This window comes from Variovorax sp. JS1663 (assembly GCF_002157355.1).
In the GTDB taxonomy this organism is placed as follows: domain Bacteria; phylum Pseudomonadota; class Gammaproteobacteria; order Burkholderiales; family Burkholderiaceae_C; genus Variovorax.
The window spans coordinates 1-25,312 of the sequence record NZ_LYMK01000021.1; the positions used below are offsets into that span (position 1 = coordinate 1).

7 protein-coding genes and 1 tRNA gene are annotated in these 25,312 nt (G+C 65.2%); 5 read left to right on the top strand and 3 right to left on the bottom strand.

What is annotated here, in order from left to right; translation table 11 throughout:
- Nucleotides 1–77 precede the first annotated feature (77 nt).
- The 5 genes from A8M77_RS36100 to A8M77_RS18195 all read left to right on the top strand — a co-directional run bounded on the left by A8M77_RS36100 (nt 78) and on the right by A8M77_RS18195 (nt 21,435).
- Nucleotides 78–14,600 (top strand): Ig-like domain-containing protein, encoded by a 14,523-nt coding sequence (locus A8M77_RS36100; RefSeq protein ID WP_238136869.1) that lies wholly within the window; start codon nt 78–80, stop codon nt 14,598–14,600.
- The gene (locus tag A8M77_RS18180; RefSeq protein ID WP_086922916.1) at nt 14,564–16,798 is read left to right on the top strand and encodes a type I secretion system permease/ATPase; all 2,235 of its coding nucleotides are present in this window, start codon (nt 14,564–14,566) and stop codon (nt 16,796–16,798) included. Before A8M77_RS36100 ends, A8M77_RS18180 begins: the two co-directional genes overlap by 37 nt.
- Nucleotides 16,799–16,922: 124 nt before the next feature.
- The gene (locus A8M77_RS18185; protein WP_143694646.1) at nt 16,923–18,683 is read left to right on the top strand and encodes a hypothetical protein; all 1,761 of its coding nucleotides are present in this window, start codon (nt 16,923–16,925) and stop codon (nt 18,681–18,683) included.
- A 96-nt stretch (nt 18,684–18,779) separates the two neighbouring features.
- Complete coding sequence (locus A8M77_RS18190; RefSeq protein ID WP_086922918.1) at nt 18,780–20,105, top strand: HlyD family type I secretion periplasmic adaptor subunit; 1,326 nt, start codon at nt 18,780–18,782, stop codon at nt 20,103–20,105.
- A 73-nt stretch (nt 20,106–20,178) separates the two neighbouring features.
- Complete coding sequence (locus tag A8M77_RS18195) at nt 20,179–21,435, top strand: TolC family protein (RefSeq protein WP_158100946.1); 1,257 nt, start codon at nt 20,179–20,181, stop codon at nt 21,433–21,435.
- A gap of 62 nt (nt 21,436–21,497) precedes the next feature.
- On the opposite strand, the gene A8M77_RS18200 is transcribed toward A8M77_RS18195, so the two are convergent.
- From A8M77_RS18200 to pepN, 3 genes are all read right to left on the bottom strand, one after another.
- Nucleotides 21,498–21,573, bottom strand: a tRNA-Thr gene (locus tag A8M77_RS18200).
- A gap of 11 nt (nt 21,574–21,584) precedes the next feature.
- The gene (locus A8M77_RS18205; protein WP_086922920.1) at nt 21,585–22,592 is read right to left on the bottom strand and encodes a class 1 fructose-bisphosphatase; all 1,008 of its coding nucleotides are present in this window, start codon (nt 22,590–22,592) and stop codon (nt 21,585–21,587) included.
- Between the two features lie 24 nt (nt 22,593–22,616).
- Nucleotides 22,617–25,310, bottom strand: a complete 2,694-nt coding sequence (gene pepN, locus A8M77_RS18210; protein ID WP_086922921.1) for an aminopeptidase N — start codon at nt 25,308–25,310, stop codon at nt 22,617–22,619.
- Nucleotides 25,311–25,312: the final 2 nt, after the last annotated feature.

The following is a 25,312-nucleotide window of genomic DNA, read 5'->3' on the forward strand; positions in this document are numbered from 1 at the left end:
TGGATGCGGGCGAGACCTTCACCTACAGCCTGGTCAACAACGCCGGCGGCCGCTTCACGATCGACGCCACCACCGGCGTGGTCAGCGTGGCCGGCGGCCCGGTACTGAACTACGAGGCGAACACCAGCCACGAACTGGTCGTGCGCGTCACCGACGGCGCGGGCCTGTCCAAGGACCAGACCATCAAGGTGCGCGTGGCCGATGTCAACGAAGCGCCGGTGGCCACCGACTGCTCGATCACCATGGCCGAGGACTCTTACGTCAACTTCCGTGCCACCACGATGGGTAGCGTGCAGTTCGATGATGGTCTGGCGCCGGCCGTGCGCATCGACACCTTGCCTTCGCAAGGCGTGATGACGCTCTTCGGCCAGCCACTGGCCGTGGGCCAGATGGTCAAGGTCGACGATGTCGAGAACATCGAGTTCAAGCAGAACCTGTTCAACCTGCAGTCCTTCGGGTACACGGACGTGGACAGCGGCGACAGCATCCAGGGTGTGCGGATCGATACGCTGCCCAGCCATGGCCAGCTGGGGCTCAACGGCTACGTCGTGGAATCAGGGCAAATCATCGCCGTCGCGGACTTGCAGAACCTGGTCTTCAAGCCAGTTCACGACTTCAACGGCGCCACCAGCTTCAGCTACAGCATGCAGGATGCGGCGGGCGCCTTCTCGCCCGCGCCGGGCACCTTCACCATCAACGTCACGCCGGTCAACGACACGCCCATCATCGACCAGGTCGTCTCGCAGGATGTGCGAGAGGGTGGCCTGACACGGCTGGAAGGGCTGCACTTCAGCGACGCGGACGCGGGCAGCAACGCCGTCACGGTCAAGCTGCACGTGAATGCCGGCATCATGCGTTCCAACGGCACCAGCCTGGTGCAAGTGGAGGGCGACGGCAGCGACACCATCGTGCTCACCGGTGCGCTGGGCGACATCAACGACTTCGTTGCCAATGGCGACGGCGTGCACTATGGCGCGCCGCAGACCTATGCCAAGCCGGAGATCAACTCCACCATTGAGCGGCTGGACGCCCAGGCCGATCCTGCGGTGCGCATCGTGATGAATGCGACGCAGGGCACCTTCAATGCCAACGAGAGGGCGGGCATCATGGTCACCGGCAATGGCACCGGCACGCTCACCGTCGTTGGTCGAGCCAGCGTGCTGAGCGATTACCTCGAGCATGACGTCACGCATTCGCAGGCCGCCCAGAGTACCCTGCTGCAAGTGCGCATCAACGACAACGGCAACGCGGGCGAGGATCCAGGCCTGACCGGCGAGGCCAACAATGAGAAGGCGTATTCATTCACCAGCTTGTTGGTGGTGCCGGAAGGGCACGATCTGCGGGCGTCGTATGTCGCAGGCTCGCCCGACAACGGCCCTGGGCTGAGCGCCACGACGATTGCCGGAATGGCGGTGGGCACGCCGCTGCTGCTGGCGGGGACGGTCGGTGCAAACTCTGGCATCCGGGCGCGCACGATCGAAGAATTCTTCAAATGGCTCTCCGAGATCCTGTGCGGCGCGCCAACTGCGGATGAACCCCCCTTCACCGACGAAACAGCGGTGGAGCTCGTGGAATCCTCCGATGCAGAGTATTCGCAGTTCGAGGCAGTGAATGATTTTCTCGATGCGAAAGAGATACTGAACGACAACGATAGCTTTGACAGCAGCGTAGACAGCCCGTTGAACGATCTGACGCCGCCGACGCCGCCGACGACGCCGACGACGCCGCCAACGACGCCGCCGCTGCCACCGGCCGTACCGTTCATCCAGGCCTTGTCTGTCTTGCTCGGTCTGGGACTGGGCGTCATCCTGCCCCTGGTTCTCACGTTCAAGCCTTCGGCATCGGACACCCATGTCAACGAAGCGCCCACCATCGAACTGCCTGGCTCGAGTCTGGACGTCTACCAGGGCGAGGCCACCGTCGTCAAGGTGAGGTTCGACGACACCGATGTCGGCGACAACCTCATGAAGGTCAAAATGTGGGCGGCCGATGGCACCCTGCAGGCTGTAAGTTCCGGTGGCGTCACCGTCACCACGCGTAGCGGCGTGAATTCGGATGGCGTTGAAGTCGAGGAAGTGAACCTGGCTGGCACGCTGAGCGACCTCAACGCTTTCATCGAAGCAGGCAAGCTCACCTACACCGCGGATCTGCTGGCCACCGGCCCGGCCCAGCTGCACATCGTCGTCAGCGACAGCGGTGGCAGGGGCGTGGACCCCGGCGCCGAAGGCCAGGGCGGCACGGGGGGCACGGACGACGAACAGGGGTCGGCGACCTACACGCTGAACATCCTGGAGGTGAACCACGCGCCCGAGAGCGGGGATGCCACCATCACGGTCAAAGAGCATCAGCCGCATGTCTTCACGATGGCCGAGTTTCCCTTCGCCGAGTCGGTGGACAGCAACAACCAACTGGCTGGCATCAAGATCACCGCGCTGCCGGGGTCTGGCCAACTGACTGTGTACGGCGTGCCGCTGTTCCTCGTCAATGGCGTGGCCGCGTTCGTGTCGGCGCAGGACATCGCTGACGGCAAGTTCGTCTTCACGCCGGCGAACTCCGGCACCCCGCAGGATTCCACCAGCTTCACCTTCGAGGTGCAGGACGACGGCGGCACGGCGCACGGCGGCAAGGACACGTCTGCCCCGCACACGATGTCGCTGAACGTCGACCATGCCCCGGTGCTGGCCCTGGACGAGTCCACCTTCAACGAGGCGCAGCAACCGAAAGGACAGCTCGCAACGGACGTCGTCATCACCGACGTGGACACCAACCCCGCGGGCATCACCACGGTCAATCTCACCGTCACGCAGCCGCATGCCGGCGACAGCTGGGCGGTGGACATGGTGCGCTTCGCCGATGCCTACCAGCAGCTGGGCGCAGGCGGCACCCCACCCACGGTGAACATCGCCTCCACCGGCGAGAACAGCTACGCGCTGACCTTCTCGGGTGAGAACGGCTCCACTGCGGTTTCCATCGCCGTGGCGCAGGCGCTCATCGACTCGCTGGTGTTCCACACCGAGAGCCCCAACATGGACGAGGGCACACGTGAGTTCATGGTGCAGATCGTGGACGAGTACGGCGTGCGTTCGAACGCCGCTTTGGCCTCCGTCCAGGTCACCAGCACTTTCGGCGAGATCGAGCGCGCCATCGAGGCGAGCAAGCAGGTCATCGCCGGCTTCGTCTCGCAGCCGACGACGGTATCGGTCGATTCGTTCGCCAGCGACCAGCAGCAGGGCCTGATGGAATGGATACACCGCCGCGGCGAACTCGCCGATGCGGTGCGGAAGGCGCTTTCCAAGGCCCCCGTCACGGGCGGCGTCGTCGAGCTGGGCGGCAGCCTCACGGAGGCGCTGGACGTGCTGGGCGTGGACTACGACAAGCGCTCGGCCAACCCGTCGATCGATGTGTCCGAGCAGCCGGGAGCGCTGTTCGCCGACGCCGAGCGCGGCACGGTGCGCCTGTCTGAGGAGTACCGGTTCGCTCTCTTGATGAAGATGGGCGAGCTTCGCGAGTCGATGCGGTTGAGCCAGTACGCCGAAGTCGTCGACGCCCTGGCCGAAGCAGTGCAAGGCGACGGCACGGCCGACGAATGGCAAGTGCCCAATGCGGCGTGGCTGGTGTCCTGGTTGAACTCGGTCGGCGTGACGCAGACAGGCCAACTGGCGACGGATGCATCGGGCACCTTGTCGGCCACCAAGGAAACGTTCCTGCAATTGCTGGCGGATCTCGACCAGCACCGCGTGGCCGAGATGGGCAAGCACTCTCCCTACGTCGAGATGGCCTCCTACCTGCTCACGCAGTGCAGGCCGGAGGGCGGCGTGTGGACGGTCGACAGCGCGCTGCTGGACCTGCTCGACAAGCTGGGCATCGAGCACCAGGCGCCGGCACAGCTGGCCAGCGGCGCCAACCTCGTGCAGAACCTGCTCGCGGTGGGCTCCCTCGCCTATACGAGCGACGGCAAGCTGGCCATGTCGCCCATGACGATCGACAAGCTGACGCGGTCGCTGGCCGATGCCATGGCCGACGGCAAGGGGATCGACTCCCCGGTCAGCGGCCTGCTGGATCTGCTGCAGGCAGCGACGGCGACGAATGGCATCTACACCCTCACCGCCCAGCAGGCCCAACTGCTGCAGGACTCGGGCGTTTCGTTCCGCGCCGTCGAGGCGTTGAGCGGTACGCCGCTGGCGGGCGAGGTTTCGCGAAGCGGGCCCGATGCGCCAGTCTTCTTCAATGAATCAACGCGTGCCTCGCTGCTGGCGCAACTGAGCGTGCTGCAGCTCCAGGCCGATCCGCTGCAGGCCGAGGGCGGTGCGGTGGGTGACCTCCTGCCGGTGCTGGAATCGCTGCAGCGCGCGGTGGACACCTCGTTCTACGGCAAGCCGCTGCAGCAAGTTGGAGCCTCGGACGATCTGCTGGAAATGCTGGTCGCGCAGGGCTTCCAGATCGATGACTTCAGCAACTACACCCAGGCTCAGCGCGACGCCATCGTGCCCGGGCGCGTCGAGTCGGAATCCGGTCTGCTGCAGGTGTTCAAGCTCGACGGTGCGCTCTTCATGGCCCCGGCCGCGGTCAGTGCGCTGACCAAGGAGCTGTCCCGCGAACTGCAGGACATCGGGCTCGATCTCGGCACCCGGAGCGTCCTGCCGGCAGAACAAACGCAGCTCTCCGACTTCACGCCGCTGGAGACGGCGCACCAGCGGCAGGCAGAGCATCCGTCCTTGCTGCCGCTCACCGATGCCATGGCACTGGTCAACGACACGGCGCATGCGCTGAGCGCGATGCTCCGTCCGTCTTCGTCGCAGACTTTGAACGGCGCGGCTTCGACCCAGATCCCGGGCATGGTCGTCGACATCGACCCAGACTTGTTCACCGCGATGATGGCTTCTGCCGGCATCGAAATGAAGAATCTGGGGCCGGTCGGAAGCCTCGACGCCGCCGGGGCAAGCTCGCTGGGCGACGCGGCCCAGCTGGCCTTGACCTACACGGCCGACGGCTCGCTGGTGCTCTCGCAAGCCACCATCGATGCGCTGCGCACGAAGCTCAACGCGCAGTACTTCCACGAACGTGCCGACCTCGCCCACAGCGCCATGGCGGCGCTGCTGCACGACGATCCGGACGCGCACCTGAACATCCTCAATGAGGCCGACAACACGCTGCGCGACGCTCCGGCCTCGACCGCGGGCGTGGGCCTTGCCGTCGTCGATGCCCAGTTGCTGCCGACACTGGTGCAGCTCGGCATCTCCCTGACGCTGCAGTCCCGGACTTCCCAGCCCACCACGGCCGACGTGGATGCACTGCAGTCGAACGAAGGCCGCTTCGTGATCGACGAAGCCCATCAGACGCTCATCATGAGCGAGGGCACGCGCACCGCGCTGCTGCGGCAGGTTGCCGCGCAGATGCAGGCCTCGCAGGTGACCGCGTACACGATCGATCCGCAATCCATCGCCGATGCCCGGTACGCAGGCAATCCCCAAGCGGCCGCCTACAACCCGATCGATGCAGCCGCCGTGCAGGATGCGCTCACGCACGCCGTGCCGGACGTGGTGCACGGCCTCGTGCGCGTCGACGTCGACGAGGCCCTGCTGGCGCGCCTGCACCTGGGCATTGCCGACGCGGGCAACTTCGATGGCAGCAGCGCCGCCGCGGCGACTGCGTTGTTGCAAGCCAAGGTCGGCACGGTGCAGCACGACGCCGATGATGGCAAGCTCGTGATGTCCGTCGCCACGCACACCCTGCTGCAGACGCAGCTGGAACTGGTACAGGACGCGGCCACCGGCGCCAGCCCGCTGGATCCCGCCACCGTGGTGGGCCGGATGGCCGAAGTCAACCAGCTGCTCAACGAAGTGCGCGTGGGGGTGTCCATCGACGACGATGGCTTTGTGTACATGCGGCCGGACAGCGACTTGCTGAGCAGGATCGAGCAGGTGCTCGGCATCACCATCACCGACCTGGGCGCGTTCGACAGCGCGGCCGATCCGGCCACCTATGCACTGGCGGCCCAGGCCAACACCGCCGCCCATACGACGGACGGCTGGATCGTCGTCTCCACGGCCACGCAGCAGGCCTGGACATCGCAACTGTCGGCGGCGGCGGCCGCCGTGGGCGGCGATCTGGAAGGCTCGCACCAGTTCGATCCGAAGGACGAAGCGCTTGCGGTCGTGAATTGGCAGGCCCGCTCCGAGTCAGTCGGCGCGTTCGATGCCATCGAGGCGCAGCTCACGCCGCTGCTGGTGGGTTCCAACTTCGAAGATTTCACGTCGAGCAGCGGCGTGGCGTCGCTGTGGCGCGTGGCGGCGGACGCGGGCTTGACCATCGCCTCGCTGGCCGCGCAGCTGGGTGGCCTGCAACTGACGGATCTGGGCGCCCTCGACACGCATGCAACCAGCACGATCGATGCGCTGCTGGAGGCGCCCTACGGCATCGTGAGGCAGCCCGGCGGCTCGCTCCTGATGTCCCCTGAGACGCGGCAGGACATCGTCGACGCGCTGGCCGGCCGGCTCGCAGATGCCCGGCAGGCGGTGTGCGCGCACGCGGTGGACGAACTGCTGGCCGCCCGCGAGGAGGGCGGCAGGCTGGTGCTGGAGGACAACTCGCTGGTGCAGGACCTGATGCGGCTGGGCCTTGGCGGCTCCGGCCGACTGGTCAGCGGCGATGCGCCGGAATTCGGCGAACTCGCCGTCAACGGCCGGTCGGAGGTGACGCTGACCGAGCTGACGCGTCTGCACCTGCTGTCGCAGATCGGTGCCGTGGAGTCGCTGCATGTGGATGTGAACGCAGACGACGCGGCGGCGCTGCTGGATGCGCTGCGTGTCGTTACGACCTCTCCCAATGGGATCGTGGCGGTGCCGGCCGGCGCCGGGCTGGCGCTGGCGGACGGCTGGCTCAGCCTCCGGGATGGCGGCGCCTATGCCGACACGGCGCTGGGACGCGGGAATCTGCGGGACGCACCGCTGGGCACCGTCCAGCACGGCGCGGACGGCACGCTCCACATGAGCAACGAGACCATGAGCATCCTGCTGGCCGAGCTCGACGGCGTGAAGTCGAACGGCAAGACGACCGGGAGCCTCTCTCCCGACTCCGGCAACTACCTGCAGGCCGCGGCCGAAACGCTCACCTACCTCGGGCAGCTGGACAAGGTGCACGACGGCGACACCCCCTGGTGGCAGACCTTCAAGTCCTGGGTATTCGAACCGGTGGGCAATGCGCAGCAGCACGCCGCCGGCCTGAGCGGCGGCCTGCTGGACCAGGCCGAGATGTTCGGACTGCAGCTGAACGAACTGCACATCGAGACAGAGCAGCAACTGTCCGACGCGATCAGCCAAGGCCAACTGCGGCGGGCGAACACCGTGGTCATCGATGCCGAGGGCAATGTCCTGATGGCCCCCGAGACGCGCAAGAGCCTGGTCGGCGCGCTGCTGGAGCAAGTGCACAACCACTCCGGCGTCGACTGGTCGGAGTACTACGGCGACGGCACCGGAGGCATCAACGCGTTCGCGGCGTCACTGGGCCTGCTGGCGGCCGACGAAGACACGGCTGTCGAAGGTCTCAAGCGCAACGTCACGGCGACGGCCAGCAACGCCAATTGGCTCGAACTCCAGGCCAACGCCAACACTTTGCTCGCGATGCTGCAACTGGACAACCAGACAGCAGCCCTGGGTGGCAACACCTATGGCACGAATCTGACGGCCGACACGATGAGAGTCTTCCAGGACGCCCTGGTGTACTTCGGGCTCGACGATCGCGCACTCGTGAGGGACCTGACGGGCGCCACGCTCGATGACGGCCACTATGCCGTCGATGGTGGCAAGGTGGTGATGACCACAGGCGCCTGGACCGAGCTTCTGCACACCGCGCAACAGGCCGTCGCCCTCAGCGGGCTGCAGGCCGAGCGAGACATGATGGAGGTCTTCGGAACCGGCGACCGCCTGGACGGTTCTCTGCTGCAGTTCGACACGTCCACGTTACCCGCCAGCTACGAGCACATCCTGGCGCTGAGCGAGCTCACGCTCAAGGACGCTTTCGGCGTTTCGCACGGCGTGGACGCCGGTACGCTGATAAGGATCTCGCGAGCAGCACAGGAGGCCGACGATCTCACGTCCTTCCGGAATGAGTCGGTGAAATACGTGGTTGACGGCGTCACCATCGACACGACGAACGGTGCCATGCTCGATCTGTATGTCCGGCTCACCGAGGAGGGCGATTCGTATGCGCTGACGAAGGACGGAGCCGGCATCGTCATGTCGTCTCAGGCACGCCATGACCTCCTTGCCGCAGCGACGAAGCACGTACAGGTGGCCAGCGCCAGCCTCGCCGAGATGGCGAGTGATTCGCTGGGCCAGGCCGAAGACTACTCGGGCGCGGCAGGCGTCAAGAAGTTTCCTGCCGGAGCCATTCTGACGCTGCTGGACGCACTGGGCATCCCGCACATGGTGGCGAGCAACTCGGCCACCGTCTTCACGAGCAAGCTGCCCAACGCGGTCTACATCAGCGGTGCAACCGCCTATGTCTCGGCGGACACCTATGCCACGCTCCAGGAGCGCGTTGACGCCATCGTTCATCACAGCACGGCAGCGGCAAGCAAGGCCCTGGACGACGTGGTCAACGGCACTGTCGTCGTGGGCGACGGCGACCTCTTCCATCAGAACTCTCGCGTTGAAGCGATGTCGGCCGTTGCGCACGACGCCACCGACAAGACCGCCGTCGCGAAAACCGTGGTCTCGGTGCACGTCAGCGCCGACACGATGCAAGCGTTCGTGGACAAGCAATTCATCTCGGCCTGGTCGACTATCGGCTCCCTGAGCGCTGCCACGCAGGACCAGTTCGACGCGTTGTGGTCGAGCGGAAAGATCGCGTCGGCGACCGCGGGAGGCCAGACGGTCTTCGTGATGTCCGAGGAAACGCTGGCGGAGCTCGAATCGAAGATCACCGACGCGGGCACGGCGGTCCAGTGGGGATTGAGAGCCGTTGACGCGTCGCTGATCGACGACCTGATCGGCGCGGGCATCAAGGTGTCCGAGGCGCGGTACCTGCTGGCGGACGGACAGTCGCATACCAGGTTCACTGACGCGACGCAGCTCGACCGTGCGTTGAACGATGCATCGCCCGGAACGGTTTTCGTCGATGACGAGGGCAATGCCTGGATCAGCGGCGACACGGCGGCGCTTCTGCAAACCCAGCTTGGCGCGGCGCTGCATGCGAAGGGCAGTCCGGCGATGGACATTCCCGGCAGCGTCTCCGCTCAGCTGCAGGCCTACGATGCGCTGACGCCCATCTTCAACGGGAAGGCGGATTCCGTACTGATCACCAAAGGCCCCGGTGGAACGTACGAGTTCGACCTGGCCCACATCGGCGAGGTCCAATCCCTGGGCATCGACATGAATCAGATCGCCACTACGGCGAGCCTGAGCGCATCGCCAGTGTCCAGCTACCAGATCGTCGACGGCAAAGCGGTGATCGATGCACGAACCTACGCGGCCATCAGCGCGCAGTTGCCGGTGCAGAAGTTCGCGCTGGAATCCTCGTTGTTCCAGAACGAGTGGCAGAAGGTCTCGTATGTCGGCAGCGACGGCCAAACGCACGTTTACTGGCGCAGCGCGGGGCAGGGCGACCACTTTGCCGACGCATTGACGCAGGCCAAGCTGCCGCTGGCCAAGCTGCCCTTGGAGGGTTTGTCGCTGGACACGCTCTCCGGCAGCATGGGCTACATGATCGATGGCACCGGGCATGTCCTGGTGTCGGACGACACCCATGCCAGGATCGAGCCGGTGCTGGAGCTCGCCACGCTGGTGGCGCGCAAGAGCTTTGCCGACTCGGTGGGGGCGGCGCTGCACAATGCCGCGACACACGACACGCAGCCGCTGGTTCTCATCACCGACCCGACGTTGGTCGATCAGATCCGAAGCTACAAGAGCAATGCGATCAGCTTCTCGTCGTTCGGCGTCGACAGCCAGAACCTCACCGAAGACGGCCGCGCCAAGCTGAGCAGCAGCGCGACCTACTTCTTTGGCAACGATGGCGACACCATCGTCATGAGCGTTGCCACCCGAGATGCGTGGGCCAGCGTGATGGGCGGCATTCCTGAGCTGTCCAACGCGGGCACGCCTATGGCCGCCGTGCCCGACGTCGTCGAGGTCAAGAGCACGATGATGACCGGGTTCCTGCAGAGTCAGTTCGGGCTGTCTCTGGGCAACTTGCACGACGCTTCCAGCGCGGTGATCGCGCCGTCGTCGATCGATGCCGACACGCTCAGCGACAGCGGGCGCCGCGAGCTCGAGGCAACCCACAACCTGGTGGTGGCCGACAAAAACGGCAACCTGCTCATGTCCAGGGAGACGTGGGCCTCGCTCTCGGCGACGGCGGAGCGCGCCATCGCGGTCGCCGGGCACGACCTGAGCAGTACCGCGGAAGAGCTGATCTCCGCCGGTACCGCCATCCAGGTTCGCAACGGCGACTTGGTTGAATTGGCGGGAGACGCCTCGAACTGGATCGAGATGTTCCGGGCGGCCGGCGTGCCGTATGAACTGGTGAACGGCTTGCTGGACGCCGCCGGCAATGCGAGCTGGGATCTGTTTTCCCCGGCCACGCCGGGCACCTTCGCGGTGGGTATCAACGCCGCAGGTCACCTGGTCATGTCGAAAGAAACGGCCAGCGACCTGGGAATTTCCAGTGCGTATGCCACGGACATCTATGCCGCGGCACAAAGCGCGTCGCTGAGTTCCCCCGGCATGCTGGAGTTGCCCGCAAGCACCGACCACAGCGCGTACGACTCTTCACTTTATTGGAGGCCTTCGACCTACAGCAGTGTCACGGCCTCCGCGACGACCGGCTACACGACGGTCACGCGACTGAGGTACATGCTGAACAGCGGCATTGCCACTGATACAAGCATAGTTCAAACGCATTATGAAAGCGACGTCTTGAAGATTTTCAAAGGCTTCAACGACCTGACTGCAGATGCAAAAAAGGAATGGCTGGCGCAACTTTCCGATTACTACATCCACAACAAGAATCTTTTACCGCCAGGTTATGACATTGCTCAGATGCAAAGTGCGCGAAGCGCAGTTGGTGTTCTTACTCAAAATATCCTTACGAACCAATTGGAAGATAAGCTCCAAAAGTTTAAACAGAAGGCGTATGAAATACTGGATGATATTGGAGATTTGGAGGGCTCTCGACTCCCCGCGGGACAGGTGAGAGCAAGGCTGGATGAACTAGCCGAAGCGATGAGATCTCTCTCGCTTGGCACAGAGAGCGTGATCTTTTCGGCAACAAAAATCGGCCAAAAAGCAGATGTGCTGTTGTCCCACGATGACGAAATTGAAATGCAGGTGGTGACAAAGGAGTCTGCTGTAGAAAATCGCATCACAGCTTTGAAAACGAAGTTGGAAAGGATCTTGACCGCTGGGAATGATATCAACGATGAAGATTATGACGCCTTCCAATCTGGATTGAATAGCGCCATTGAAAAATCCATGCGTAGTGTCCTAAAGGATATTGAAAGGCTCGACCATCAATCGGAGGCAACATGGGACGCCCTTGAAAAGGAAGTGCGGCACTCGGATAAGGTGAAGACCATTGCGAACCAGCAGAAGGCGGACCTGGAGCTCTCCAACGGCTTGCAAGCCATGCGCTTCTACGCATCGATCGGAAATACGGCGAACATCGTAACGAAGTGGGTAGACGCCTATCAATTGAATCAGCAGGCTCAAGCCGTGCTGGGGAATACAGCGGAGGCCGAACAACTTCGAGATCTCTACACATTCAAGGCCAGCTCGAAGGCGTTCGGGGGCGTCCAGACCCTTTTTTCTGCATCGCAGCTCTTCGGCTTCTACGGCTTCTTCAAGGATCCGGGGACACTCGCGGCCCACACTGCCTTGGCCAAGAAGCTGTATCCCGCCGATCTGCCGAATCCCTTCTTCAATAAGCCGGATCGCACAAGCCTGATGGAATGGATCAAAAATCGTCACCCGAAAGATGCTCTCACGCTGTGGCCTCTTGCTGATGCCAACCTTAAGCATAATTTAATCAATGTGATCTATCAGGCCGCCGACTGGAGTGGCGCGGTGTCAAGTCTCCTGGATGTGGCCGAAAACGGGAAGACAATTCAGATCAAGGGGCCGAGCTACTCGACCATCTTTCCCATGGTTACCGGTATCTGGGGGGCTACCACGGGGTTTGCCACGGTGTACTCGGACGGTATCGGTTGGTTTTCCGTCGATCGAGGATTGAGCGGCAGAGCTTCCATAATTAATGGGATATCGGCAAAAGGCTACTACGCATTAGCGGCGACCGACCTGGTTTACCAGACCGTGCAAATGGGTCTCACCGAAGGCGCCAACTGGGGGGCGTTCAGCACTGCCCTGTATGGCTCAACGGTGACGGGTCTTTCCTTGTTGGGCGTGCTGACTCCTGTCCAGATATTGGTGGCGTCGTGGATTCTGGCCCCCAACTTCATCAGCATCCAGAACGCCTACGAAATTGGTCGCGAAGCCAAGCTTCTGGAGGCCGAGGGCCGCACGGTAGAGGCGCAACACAACAATGCGCTCTACTATTCTGAGGCCATCAGAGGCTTTGGGGGGGTGCTCGGGGCCCTCGCCGCCGGTATCTATGATTTGATCGTCCAACCCAATACGTGGACGCGTACCGAGTACGAGAAGGCGGCGACGGAACGACTCGCCACGCTGGATGCGGAGGGTGCGTCGAATCGCCCCATCGATGCCGCGGTCGCCCTAGCAGCGCAGTGGGGCGTGTCGGACATGTACCTCATCACGGGCAATATCGTCGACTTCGGCCCCAGCCCCAATCCCATTCAAGTGGTGAAAGCCGGTGTGGCCCATCATGTGGTGAACGGGGTGTCTGGCGCGGCGCAGATCGCGTTCTACGATGCCTCCGTCAATATCACCGGCACGGATGACAATTTCTCCAACAAGGCGCCCTTGAAGATGTCCGCGGACAACGGTGTCGATCTGAGCAACCGGACCGGTCACGCCATCACCTATGTCATCGCCCCCGCTGGATCGATGGAGGTGGAAGGATCCCACCAACACGTGTCGACAGCCAATCTCGAGATCGACGTGTCGGGATCGTCAGCGGACTCGGTCAACCATTTCGTGGTCTACAACCCGAATGTCGTCATTCGTGGCGGCGCGGGAATCGACCTGTACTTCCTCCTTCAGGCTTTGACGCCGATCTTCGACAGCCAGGGGAACCGCGTCGCCGGCTTCATCAGCGACGGCATCCAGAGCCGAGGCCTTGATCTCGTGAGCTTCAAGTTCGCCGAGTCAACCGACACCCATGGTGGTGGCTACACCATCCAGAGCGGCATCGGCTATTCCGGCGCGTCGGCCTACGACGGAATCTACGCCTTCGAGGGGAGTGCTTTCGACGACCACTTCACACGCTATGGCGGCTCCGCCGCAGACGTTGCGGAAGTGTCATACGGCAGCTTCGGCGGCGTTGACACCTTCGATCTGCGCTCGGGAAACAACACCGTCGAACTGGCCTCCGGCGGCGTCGTTCACTTCAACTTGACCGACAAGCCGGCAGAAGACCTGCTCCCCGACACCCTGCCATTGCAGGCCTACAACACGTTGTTCCAAAACTACTTCAGCAGCGCCAACAGCAACTGGGTCGAGGTGAGCAATGCCGCGGGTGGCGGTTGGTTCGAGATTTATGGCCACAATCTGGCGACCGACGTCGTCAGCTTCAGCGCGTGGAGCGGCGCAGGGCTGTCGTTCACCAAACAGGGTTCGCCGGCCACCGTGAATGGACACGAGGTGTCCGCTGGCGACTACGTTGTCACCGATCTGCTGGACAGCACCAAGGCCCATGGCTTCTTCAGTGCCGATGTCGACCAGCTCTATGGCACGTCCCAGGCCGACAAGATCGAGGTCGACGGGGCGTCGAAGCTGAAGCAGTTCGTGGGCAATGGCGGCGCTGACGAGATCACGATCGACAAGGACGGCTTCAGCGTGGTCGAGGGGGCGGGCAACGCCATCATTACCCTGGAAGACGGCGCCTCGAACGCGACGGTCTATGCATCGAGTGGCAACGCGGTGAGCGTCAAAGCGATAGGCGGCGCCAACGATGTCGTCACCATCCACATGGCTGGAACGACATCGGAGCCGGCAGTGATCGTGGACGGCGGCGAAGCGTTTACCGACCTCCGTGCGGTCCTCACATCCGGCAATGCCAAGGTCTCCGCCGGCTGGCATGATTCGACGATCGTCATCAACGCAGACGCGGACAAGATCGAGATCAGCGACAACGTTGGACGCAAAACCGGCCCCGGCAAGCTGAACATCGAATTCCTGGATGCCGCCGGCAATTCGCTCGATGACAATCTCTTCGATGTCAGCCAGTTGTACTTCTACGAGGGCGGCAACAAGGTGGCGGGGTTCAAGAGCGAGTTGCTCGCCGACGGTGTCACGACGCAGTACGACACCACGTGGCATTCGGCGAGCGGACATGACGTGGCGATCACCCTCTACAGCAGAGAGACGGATCTCTCGCTCGGCGCGTACAACGAGACCGGAACGGGGCTCACGACGCTGGACAATCTGATCGCGTGGCCGCAACCACAGCCCGCGCCGGTGCCCGCATGACGCAGCAGCTCGCCATGCCCCTGCCCGGAAACGGGCAGGGCGCTGACGAAGCGACCATCGAAGACGCCGTGATCCGCATCCCGCAGGGGGAGGGGAGCGCGGTGCCCTTCGAGGTCTGCCTGGCCTTGTGCTCGTCACTGAGCGGCCGGCCGGTTTCCGCCATGTCGATCAGCGCCGACCTGCCGCGAGAGGACGACGTGCTCGCTGCGTCGGCCTACGCGCGCGCGGCCGAGCGTGCAGACCTGCGCCTGTCGGCGGTGGATGCCGCCGACGCGGGCGCGGCGGTGCGGCAGGGCGACAGCCTGATCGTCCCGCGCGGCGCCGGCTTCGCGGTCATCCGCAAGCTGGCCAAGGGCGTGCACCTGCTGACGCCCCGCGCCGGGGCGCCGGTGGCGCACGAGCCGCTGGACGAGGCGATGCTCGCAGCGGCCATCGCGCAAGGCGGCTGGGCCGTGCAGCCGGACTACCTCGCGCATGCGCCGGGCACCGATCTGGCGTTGCAGCCCGATCGATACGGCTGGCTGCGGCGCACGGTGGCGAGCCAGTGGCGCACCTACGCGCACGTGGCGCTGGCGTCGCTGATCGCGAACGTGCTGGTCATGCTCGCTTCGTTCTACAGCATGCAGGTGTACGACCGGGTGGTGCCCAACAACGCCTTCGAGACGCTGTGGGCCCTGTCCGTCGGCGTCACGCTCATCTACCTGTTCGACCTGGTCCTGCGCATCGCACGCGCCTTCATGATCGACTACGCCGGCAAGCGCATCGATCTCGAGGTCTCGTCGCGCCTGTTCCAGCAGGTCACCGGCCTGCGCATGGCGCAGCGGCCGGCGTCGGCGGGCTCGTTCGCCAATCACCTGAACGAGTTCGAGGCAGTGCGCGATTTCTTCACTTCGCTGACGCTGAGCGCGGTGATCGACTTGCCGTTCGTGTTCATCTATCTGGTCGCCATCGCGTTCATGGGCGGCGTCCCGGTGGCGCTGGTGCCGGTGCTGGCGATTGTGGTGATGCTGGGGGTGACGCTGCTCCTGCAGAATCCGATCGACCGCGCGGTCAAGGCGTCGATGCAGGCCTCCGCGCAGAAGCACGGGATGCTCATCGAGGTGCTTGCAGGCATCGAAGCGATCAAGCTGTCGGCCAGCGAGGGCGTGTTCCAGGGGACGTGGGAGCGCGCGGTGAAGAAGATCGCGATGGCGTCGATGCATTCGAAGCTGTTGTCCACGATCGGCGTGTCGCTGGTGGGCTTCGTGCAGTCGATCGCCGGCGTGGCCATCATCGTGGTCGGCGTGTACGGTGTGGCAGAGCAGCACCTGACGATGGGCGGGCTGATCGCGTGTTCGATCCTGGCCTCGCGCGCCGTGGCGCCGATCGGGCAGCTGGCGTCGATGCTTTCGCGCTGGAAGCAGACGCGCCAGTCGATGACGACGCTGGACCAGATCTTCCGCCGCCCGGTGGAGCGGCCGGCGGGCAAGTCGTTCGTCGTGCGCGACGCGCTGGAAGCCACGGTCGAGTTCAACGGCGTGAGCTTCAGCTACACCGGCGCGCCCGCGCCTGCGCTGCGCAACGTGAGCATCGCCGTCAAGCCAGGCGAACGCGTGGCCGTCATCGGGCGTTCGGGCTCGGGCAAGTCGACGCTCGCCAAGCTCATCACGGGCCTGTACGAGCCGGGCGAGGGTTCGGTGCTGGTGGGCGGCGTGGACACGCGCCAGCTCGATCCGCATCAGCTGCGCCGCTCGATCGCCGCGGTGGCGCAGGACCCGTTCCTCTTCAACGGCACGATTCGGGACAACATCGCGCACGGCACGAGCACGGCCGACGAAGCCCAACTGCTGGAGGCGGCCAAGGCTGCAGGCGTCGACGACTTCGTGCGTACGCACCCGATGGGCTACGACATGCCGGTGGGCGAGCGCGGCGCACTGCTGTCCGGCGGGCAGCGCCAGGCGGTGGTGCTGGCGCGTGCGCTCATCGGCGAAGGCCGCATCCTGCTGCTGGACGAGCCGTCGAGTTCGCTGGATTTCGCGGCCGAGAACAGCCTGCGCGCACGCCTGTCGCAGCGGCCGGCCGGCGAGACCCTGATCCTGATCACGCACCGCATGACGATGCTGGACCTGGTGGACCGCGTGATCGTCATGCACGCCGGCCAGGTTCTGGCGGACGGCCCGCGTGACGCGGTGATGAAGAAGCTCTCGCAGCCGAGCTGACGCGGGAGCGTGCCGTGTTCCACGATCGGTAATTCGCGCGTAACTGGTGGGGTTCTATCGTGGTAACCGGCCTCTGCAGGAGGGGCAGACCGGGTGCCTGCGGCGCTCAATTCAAAGGAGTGCTATGCGACATCGTCATGTTGCCCGGCTTGCCCTGGCGCTTGGGCTTGTCGGGGGAGCGATAGGTGCAGCGCAAGCCGGGTTTCCGGGCGACAGCGGCATCATCGTCTATGTGGATGCCAGCGGCCACATCAAGAAGGTGCAACCCGGCGGCGGAACTCCCGTGACGCTGGCCGTCGGAACCAGCCCGGTGGTTTCGCCCAATGGCAAGAGGGTTGCATACCACGCCGCAGTGGCCGGACGGAATCACGTGTTCGTGGTGAATATCGACGGCAGCAATGTCGTCGACCTCGGGCCGGGCTCGGCGCCGGCCTGGTCGGACGAGGGAACGAGGATCGCGCTGTCCAGCAACGGCCTCTACGTCGTCAATGCTGCCGACGGATCGCAGCGGACGCTCATCACGAATGATCTCGAGGTCGATCGGATCAGCTGGTCGGGTGGCGGCCTGGTCTTCAGCAAACTTGTGGCCACGCCCGGCGTTTACGACACGTTTCGCGTCAACCCCGACGGCAGCTCCAGGGAGTTGTTCAGGCCGGCTGGCGCATCGCCGCTCGGGGAGCCGTCGTGGTATCCCCATCCAAACGCAGCCATCGCCGTGGGTTCGGGCGCCAGGTGCCTCTACAAAACGAACACATCCAGTGCCGTCCAGGTGCTTTCCACCTGCAATCAGGCTTACCCCAGCGTCTCTCCGGATGGATCGAGCGTTCTCTCGACCGCGATCGGCTCGAACAACCTCGTGGTCTCACCTCTCTCAGGCGCATCTCCCCAAACTGTCGCGCAGTTCGGCTTGCAGGCGGACTGGGGTCGCCGCCCCCGCACCGCGATGCTCACCACACTGGCGAGCGGCCAGTGGTCCACCCCGGCCGCATTGGCCGGCGACACCGACGCCTACACGGCGGCCAGCGCAGTCACCGTGATGCCCGACAACGGCTCGATGGGCCAGACGCTTCAGCAAGTGGTGAGCGTGGGCTCGGATGGGCGCGCCTATCACCGTGCACAGCGGGTGGACGGCAGTTGGACCCCGAACGCGCCGATTCCCGGCGTCGGGGGGAGCAGCGCGGGCTTTTACGCCAGGCGAGTGGCCATTGGCGGCGCCAAGGACGGCAGCGCGCAGATGGTCGTCGTCGGCTGGGACGATCTCGTTTACCACGGCATGCGCTACGCCAACGGCAGCTGGTCCGGCATGAACCTGCTGGACGGCGCCGACGGTGCCGCGAACTTCGCGGCGCGCGATGCAGCCATCGCCATTTGTTGCGACTCGTCCACCTCACCCGGTGCGGCGCAGGTGGTCGCCAACGGCCTGGCCACGGGTCCCGTGTTTCACCGGGCACGCTTGTCTGACGGCCGCTGGCTACCGTTCCAGCAGGTGACGGGCCTGCTCAACTCGACCAGGCTCGCCGTCGCCGTCGACGCCGCCACTTCCAACACCTATGTGCTGGCGACAGCAGCCCCGCTCGGCATCGTGCGGCAGCTGCGCTACGCCAACGGCGCTTGGGACGCGTGGATCGCGTCGAGCAACTCGGCCGGCGCCACCGACGTGTCGCTGGCCATCAGCAACAACGCAGGGTCGGTCGTTGCGAAGGTGGCATATGTCGATAGCCTCGGCCAGCTGCAGTACCTGGAGCGCGCCGACGCCAACAGGCAGTACGCGTGGACCTTGCCGCTCACGACCCAGGTCTTGATGCCGAACGCTCGCAGCGTCTCCGTCAGCAACACGGCCGCGGGTGCCGAAGTGCTCGCCGCACAGATGCAGCCGCAGCAGTAGGCGGGGAGTGCTCAGGTTCCGCGATCGGTAGCTCTTCTGTAACTGGGGGCCATTTAAGCTGGTTCTCATGAATACGCTTGCGCCGAAGGAGGCCGCATGATCGGCGCAGGCTGGATACCGAGGTTGCGTTCCTGGATCAAGGACGCGACCCCGGACCGGGATGGCGAGGCGGGCACCCGGGCGGTGCGCTTTCTCACCTGGTCCGTTGCGATCTTCGTGCTCATCGCCGTCGCATGGGCTGCGATGTTCCATATCGAGGAGATCACGCGCGGCCAGGGCAAGCTGATCCCCGCCGGCCGGGTGCAGGCGGTGCAGAACCAGGACGGAGGCGTGCTTTCGGCGATCCATGTGCAGGAAGGCACGCGCGTGAGAGCCGGCCAGTTGCTGGCCGAATTCGACAGCAAATCGCTGGAAGCCGACTTTGCCGAGCCGCGCCGTCGCTGGCTCCAGAGCCTGGGCGTCATCGCCCGGATCGACGGCGAGCTGGCCGGCCGCCCCCCCGTCTTCCAGCAGGCGCTCGACGATCAGCCGCAGATCCGCGCCGACGAGCTGGCCGCCTGGCGGACGAATCGCGCCGAACTCGAGGCGACCCTCACGGGCCTGGACGAAGTCGGCCGGCAAAAGGGCGAACAGCTCGTGCGCGCCCGCAAGGAGTCGGCGCTGAGGCGGGATGAAGCCGACCTGTTGACGAAGGAGCTCGACATCCTTCGTCCGCTGGTGCCGGCGGTGATCGCCGAAACGGAGATGCTGCGCAAGGAGAGGGAGCTGCTCAACGTCCGCAGCGCGGTCATCCAGCAGGAGCACGCGATCGTGGAGCTGACCAGCGCGCTCGCCCAGAACCGGGCGGATCGCGCCAAGGCGATGGGCGACTATCGCGCGCGGCTCCAGAGGGAGCTCGCGGATCGCCGCGCCGATGTGGACATCAACGCCCCGAAAAGCGTGGCCCGCGCAGACAGGGTGGCGCGCAGCCGGGTCGTGGCGCCCATCGACGGACTCGTGAAGCAGGTGTACTTCCGGCACCAGGGGCAGGTCGTGCCGCCGGGCGGCGTGGTCCTGGACATCGTGCCGTCGCAGGATGTCCTGCAGATCGAGGCGCGCATCCTGCCGGGCGATGTGGGCTTTCTTCGCAAGGGCCAGCCGGTCCGCGTGAAGGTCTCGACCTTCGATTTCGCGGTCTACGGTGCCATCGACGGTGTCGTGCGCGAGATCAGCGCCGACACGATCCAGGAGAAGGACGGCAAGGAGTTCTACCTGGTGCAGATCGCGCTGCAGGGCGAGCTCAAGGACAAGGTGGGGCGAGCGCTGCAGCTGGTCTCGGGAATGCAGGTGAACGTGGACATCGTCACGGGAACCCGGACCGTGCTCACCTACCTGTTCAAGCCGATCGTGCGCGGGTTGAACCAAAGCTTCACGGAAAGGTAGCGCAATGCGAGCATGGGTCCTTACGTGCGTGCGTACATGCGTGGTCCTGTCTGTCTGTGCGGCCCTGCCGGCGTTGGCCGCCGACCGCGTGTCGATCCAGGAAGTCCTGCGCAAGGTCGTCGCGACCGATCCGCAGATCGCCATGCGGCAGGCCAGCCTGAATGCCGCGGAGGCCGAACGGCGGGCGAGTGAAGCGGTGTTGTATCCGTCCGTGGATCTGTCGACACAAGCCGGTCGGGCCGCGCGCAATGACGTAGGGGGGGCAGCTTCGTCCAGCGCCGACGATGGCCTTTCGCGCCCGGGCAGGTCGACGTCGCTGACGGTCTCGCAACTGCTGTTCGATGCCGGCAAGAGTTCTGCGCAGGTGCAGATCTCGCAACTGAGAGCCGACAGGGAGAGGATCGCACTGAGAAAGACGATCGACGAACGCGTCCTCGTCGCACTCCAGGCGTCGCTGGATCTGGCGGCCCAGCGCAGCAAGCTCGACCAGGTGAAGGCCGTCGAGGGTCGCCTCGAGCGCCTTGTCTCGATCGTGGAGGGGCGCTTGAGATCCGGGCAGGCACCGCTGGTCGAGTTGCGCCGTGCGCAGTCACGGCTTCTGGATCAGCGTCGTGCGGTTGCCGAGGCCAGCGGGCTTCGTCGCCAGGCGGAGCAGCGCTTCCTGCTCGTGACAGGCGTTGCGGGCACGGACCTCGAGCTCGGATCGATGCCGGCCCGGCAGCTCGATCCACGCGAGATCGGGAAGCTCAGGGCGGCATGTCAGAAGCAGTGTCTCGATGTTGCCGACGCGGAGCTCGCCGTGGAGGCCGCCCGCCGCGAGGTCGACGCGACCACGTCGGCGTTTCTGCCGAAGGTGGTCCTGCAGGCGAGCGCTGCGCACAACATGAACTCGACCGGCGCCCCGGACCACTATTCGTCCCGCAACGTCTGGGTGGTCGCGACGTGGAACCTGTATTCGGGAGGCGGGGACCTTGCGCGTCGTCGCTCGGCTCACGAGCGGGTCGCCGCGGGCGAGGCGCAGACGCAAGCGGTGGTGCAGCAGGCGACCGGCGACTTCGACAAGCTGGAGCAGGAGTACCTGACGGCCATCGAGGTCGAGCGCCTGGCCCGGTCTGCGGCCGAGGTTGCGGCAGATACGCGCAGCCTTGCCGAGCGAGGCTACGAGGCCGGTGTCAGACCGCTTCTCGACGTGGCAGACACGCTCGTCGAAGAGGCACGCGCCCAGGCCAATGTGATCGATGCAGGCACGCAGAAAGCGTTCGCGCAGTACCGGCTGTTGACATTGGTCGGTGACCTGGCGGCGCGCATGGGGGCGGTCGCGGAGTCCTGAGATGCCCCAAAGAGCAAAAGGCCGCTATCTCTGGAGATAGCGGCCTTTGCTTTTTTGTCTATTGGTGCCGGAGAGATGATTCGAACACCCGACCTTCTCATTACGAATGAGCTGCTCTACCGACTGAGCTACACCGGCTAAGCCCGCGATTATAGCGCCTGATGGTAGCCGGTCACGCGCTCGACCTCGTTCTTCGATCCCAAAACCACGGCCACGCGCTCGTGCAGCTTGGTGGGTTCCAGGTCGAGGATGCGCTGGCGGCCGTTGGTGGCGGCGCCGCCGGCCTGCTCGACCAGCCAACTCATGGGGTTGGCCTCGTACATCAGGCGCAGCTTGCCGGCCTTCTCGGGCTCGCGCTTGTCCCAGGGGTACATGAAGACGCCGCCGCGCATCAGGATGCGGTGCACGTCCGCCACCATGCTGGCGATCCAGCGCATGTTGAAGTCCTTGCCGCGCGGGCCGTCCTTGCCGGCCAGGCACTCGTCGATGTAGCGCTTCACGGGGGCATCCCAGTGGCGCATGTTGCTCATGTTGACGGCGAATTCCTTGGTGTCCGCGGGAATCTGGATGTCCTCCTGCGTGAGCATGAAGGAGCCCTGCTCGCGGTCCAGCGTGAACATGGCGACACCGTTGCCCACGGTCAGCACCAGCGTGGTCTGCGGGCCGTAGATGCAGTAGCCGGCCGCCACCTGCCTGGTGCCTGCCTGCAGGAAGTCGGCCTCCTGCACGCCGGGTGAGCCCTCGGGCTTCTTGAGTACGCTGAAGATGGTGCCGATGCTGACGTTGACGTCGATGTTGCTGGAGCCGTCGAGCGGATCGAAGAGCAGGAGGTACTCGCCCTGCGGATAGCGGTTGGGCACGACGTAGATGCTGTCCATCTCCTCGCTGGCCATGGCGGCTAGGTGGCCGCCCCACTCGTTGGCCTCGATCAGCACCTCGTTGGCGATGATGTCGAGCTTCTTCTGGACCTCGCCCTGCACGTTCTCGCTATCGGCCGAGCCGAGCACGTTGCCGAGCGCGCCCTTGTTGACGGCCTGGCTGATGCCCTTGCAGGCGCGCGCCACGACTTCGAGCAGAAGCCGCAGCTGGCCGGGGATGAGGCCGTCGGCGCGCTGCTGTTCGATCAGGTAGCGGGTGAGGGAAATGCTCTTGGGCATTCAAAAGACTCCGGGTTGAATGGGTTATGCAGCCAGCGCACGAGTGACGACTTCGTGCGTGTCCTTGCTGAGGTCGGGCTTGGAAGCGACGCGCATGATGGCTTCGCGGGCTGCGCTGCGGTAGGGCTCGGCCAGCTTGCTCCAGCGGTCGAGCGCGCGTGCAAGGCGGGCCGCGACCTGCGGGTTGATGGCGTCGAGCTCGATCACGCGCTCGCTCCAGAACACGTAGCCCGCGGCGTCGGCGCGGTGCAGCGCGCCGGGGTTGGCGTTGCAGTAGCTGAAGATCACGCTGCGCGCGCGGTTCGGGTTCTTGAGCGAGAAGTCGGGGTGTTTCATCAGCTGCTTGACCAGCGGCAGGATGTCGCCGCCGCGGTCGGGGGCGCCGGCCTGCAGCGAGAACCACTTGTCGATGACCAGCGCCTCGTCCTTGAACATGGCGTGGAAGCGCGCGAGCGCCTGCGCCGCCAGCGCATGGCCGGAGGAGACCAGGGCGTTGAGCGCGTTGAAGCGGTCGGTCATGTTGCCGGCGTCCTTGAAGCGCTGCAGCGTCTTGCCGGGCCAGACCGCATCGCCGGAGCCGCGCGCGGCAAGGCAGAGGTAGACCAGCGCGAGGCCGGCCAGCGCACGTCGGCCGGAGGACTGCGGGTCGGGGCTGTAGGGGCCGGTCTCGCGGTTCTGCTCGTAGGCCTCTTCCCAGTCGGCGAAGAGGCCGGTGGCGAGCTGGGCGCGCATGGCTTCGCGCACGGCATGTACGCGCTGCGGATCGACCACGTCCAGCTGTTCGGCGATATAGGTCTCCGAGGGCAGGGTGAGTACCAGTTCCTTGAAGGCGGCGTCGAGCTGCGGATCACGCAGCACGCGGCGCATGGCCTCGAGGTAGGCCTCGCCCAGCGGCGCCTCTGCGGGGCCGGCGGCCGGCCCGTCGATGGCCTGGATCGCGGCGCGCAGCGCCAGGCGCTGACCCGCTTCCCAGCGGTTGAAGGGATCGGTGTCGTGGGCCAGCAGGGCGAGCAGCTGCGCGTCGCTGTAGTCGTGGTCGAGGATCACCGGCGCGCTGAAGCCGCGCAGGATCGAGGGCACGGGCTCGGCGTCGACGTTGACGAAGGTGAACTGCTCGCCGGCGTGCGTGAGCACGAGGGTGCGCGTACCCGCGCCCGGCGCGTCCTCGCCCGAAAGCTGCAGCGGCAGCTCGCGGCCGTCCCCGCCCAGCAGGCCCAGGTTGACCGGGATCACGAAGGGCTCCTTGAAGGGCTGGCCCGGCGTGGGCGGGCAGCTCTGCACGAAGCTGAGGGTGTAGGTGCGCTGCGCGGCGTCGTACACGCCGTGGGCCGACAGGCGCGGCGTGCCGGCCTGGCTGTACCAGCGCTTGAACTGGGGCAGCAGGCGCGCGAGCTCGGAATCGGGGTTGGCGTCGGCGATGGCCTGGGCGAAGTCGTCACAGGTCACGGCCTGGCCGTCGTGGCGCTCGAAGTACAGCGTGATGCCGCGCGCGAAGCCCTGGCGGCCGACCAGGGTCTGCATCATGCGCACCACCTCGGCACCCTTCTCGTAGATGGTGACGGTGTAGAAGTTGCTGATCTCGATGTAGCTGTCGGGCCGCACCGGGTGCGCCATCGGGCCCGCGTCCTCGGGGAACTGGGCGGTGCGCAGCACGCGCACGTCCTCGATGCGCTTGACGGCGCGCGCTGAGGGCTCCGCGCACAGGTCCTGGCTGAACTCCTGGTCGCGGAAGACGGTGAGGCCTTCCTTGAGCGAGAGCTGGAACCAGTCGCGGCAGGTCACGCGGTCGCCGCTCCAGTTGTGGAAGTACTCGTGGCCGACCACGCTTTCGATGTTGCTGTAGTCGGCGTCGGTCGCGGTAGCCTGGTTGGCCAGAACGTACTTCGTGTTGAAGATGTTGAGGCCCTTGTTCTCCATCGCGCCCATGTTGAAGTCGCTGGTGGCGACGATCATGAAGCGGTCCAGGTCCAGCGGCAGGCCGAAGCGGGCCTCGTCCCAAGCGACCGAGTTGATCAGCGAGTTCATCGCATGCTCGGTCTTGTCGAGGTCGCCGGCTCGCACGTAGACCTGCAGCAGGTGCTCCTTGCCGTTGCGCGCCTTGATGCGCTGCTCGCGCGCCACCAGCTTGCCGGCCACCAGCGCGAACAGGTAGCTGGGCTTGCGGAAGGGGTCCACCCACTTGGCGAAATGGCGGCCGTCGGGCAGTTCGCCCTGCTCGACCAGGTTGCCGTTGGACAGCAGCACGGGGTAGGCGTCGCGGCTGGCGCGGATGGTCACCGTGTAGCTGGCCATCACGTCGGGGCGGTCGAGGAAGTAGGTGATGCGGCGGAAGCCCTCGGCCTCGCACTGGGTGAAGAAGGTGTCCTCGCTCACGAACAGGCCCATGAGCTTGGTGTTCTTGGCCGGCGCGCAGGTGGTGAAGATCTCCAGCTCGAAGGAGTCGGGCAGGTTGTCGATGAGGAGCTGGTCGGCCTCCATGCGGAAGGAGGCGCCCTGGCCGTCGACCAGCACGCGCGCCAGGTTGAGCTCGTCGCCGTCCAGGCGCAGCGGCTCGGTGGCCACGTCGGGATTGCGGCGCAGGCGCATGCGGTTGAGCACGCGGGTCTTGGCCGGGTCCAGGTCGAAAGTCAGGTCGACGGTGTCGATCCAGTAGGCGGGGGCGCGGTAGTCCTCGCGGCGAATCGCCACGGGCTCGGCTTGGGCATCACGCATATGCATCG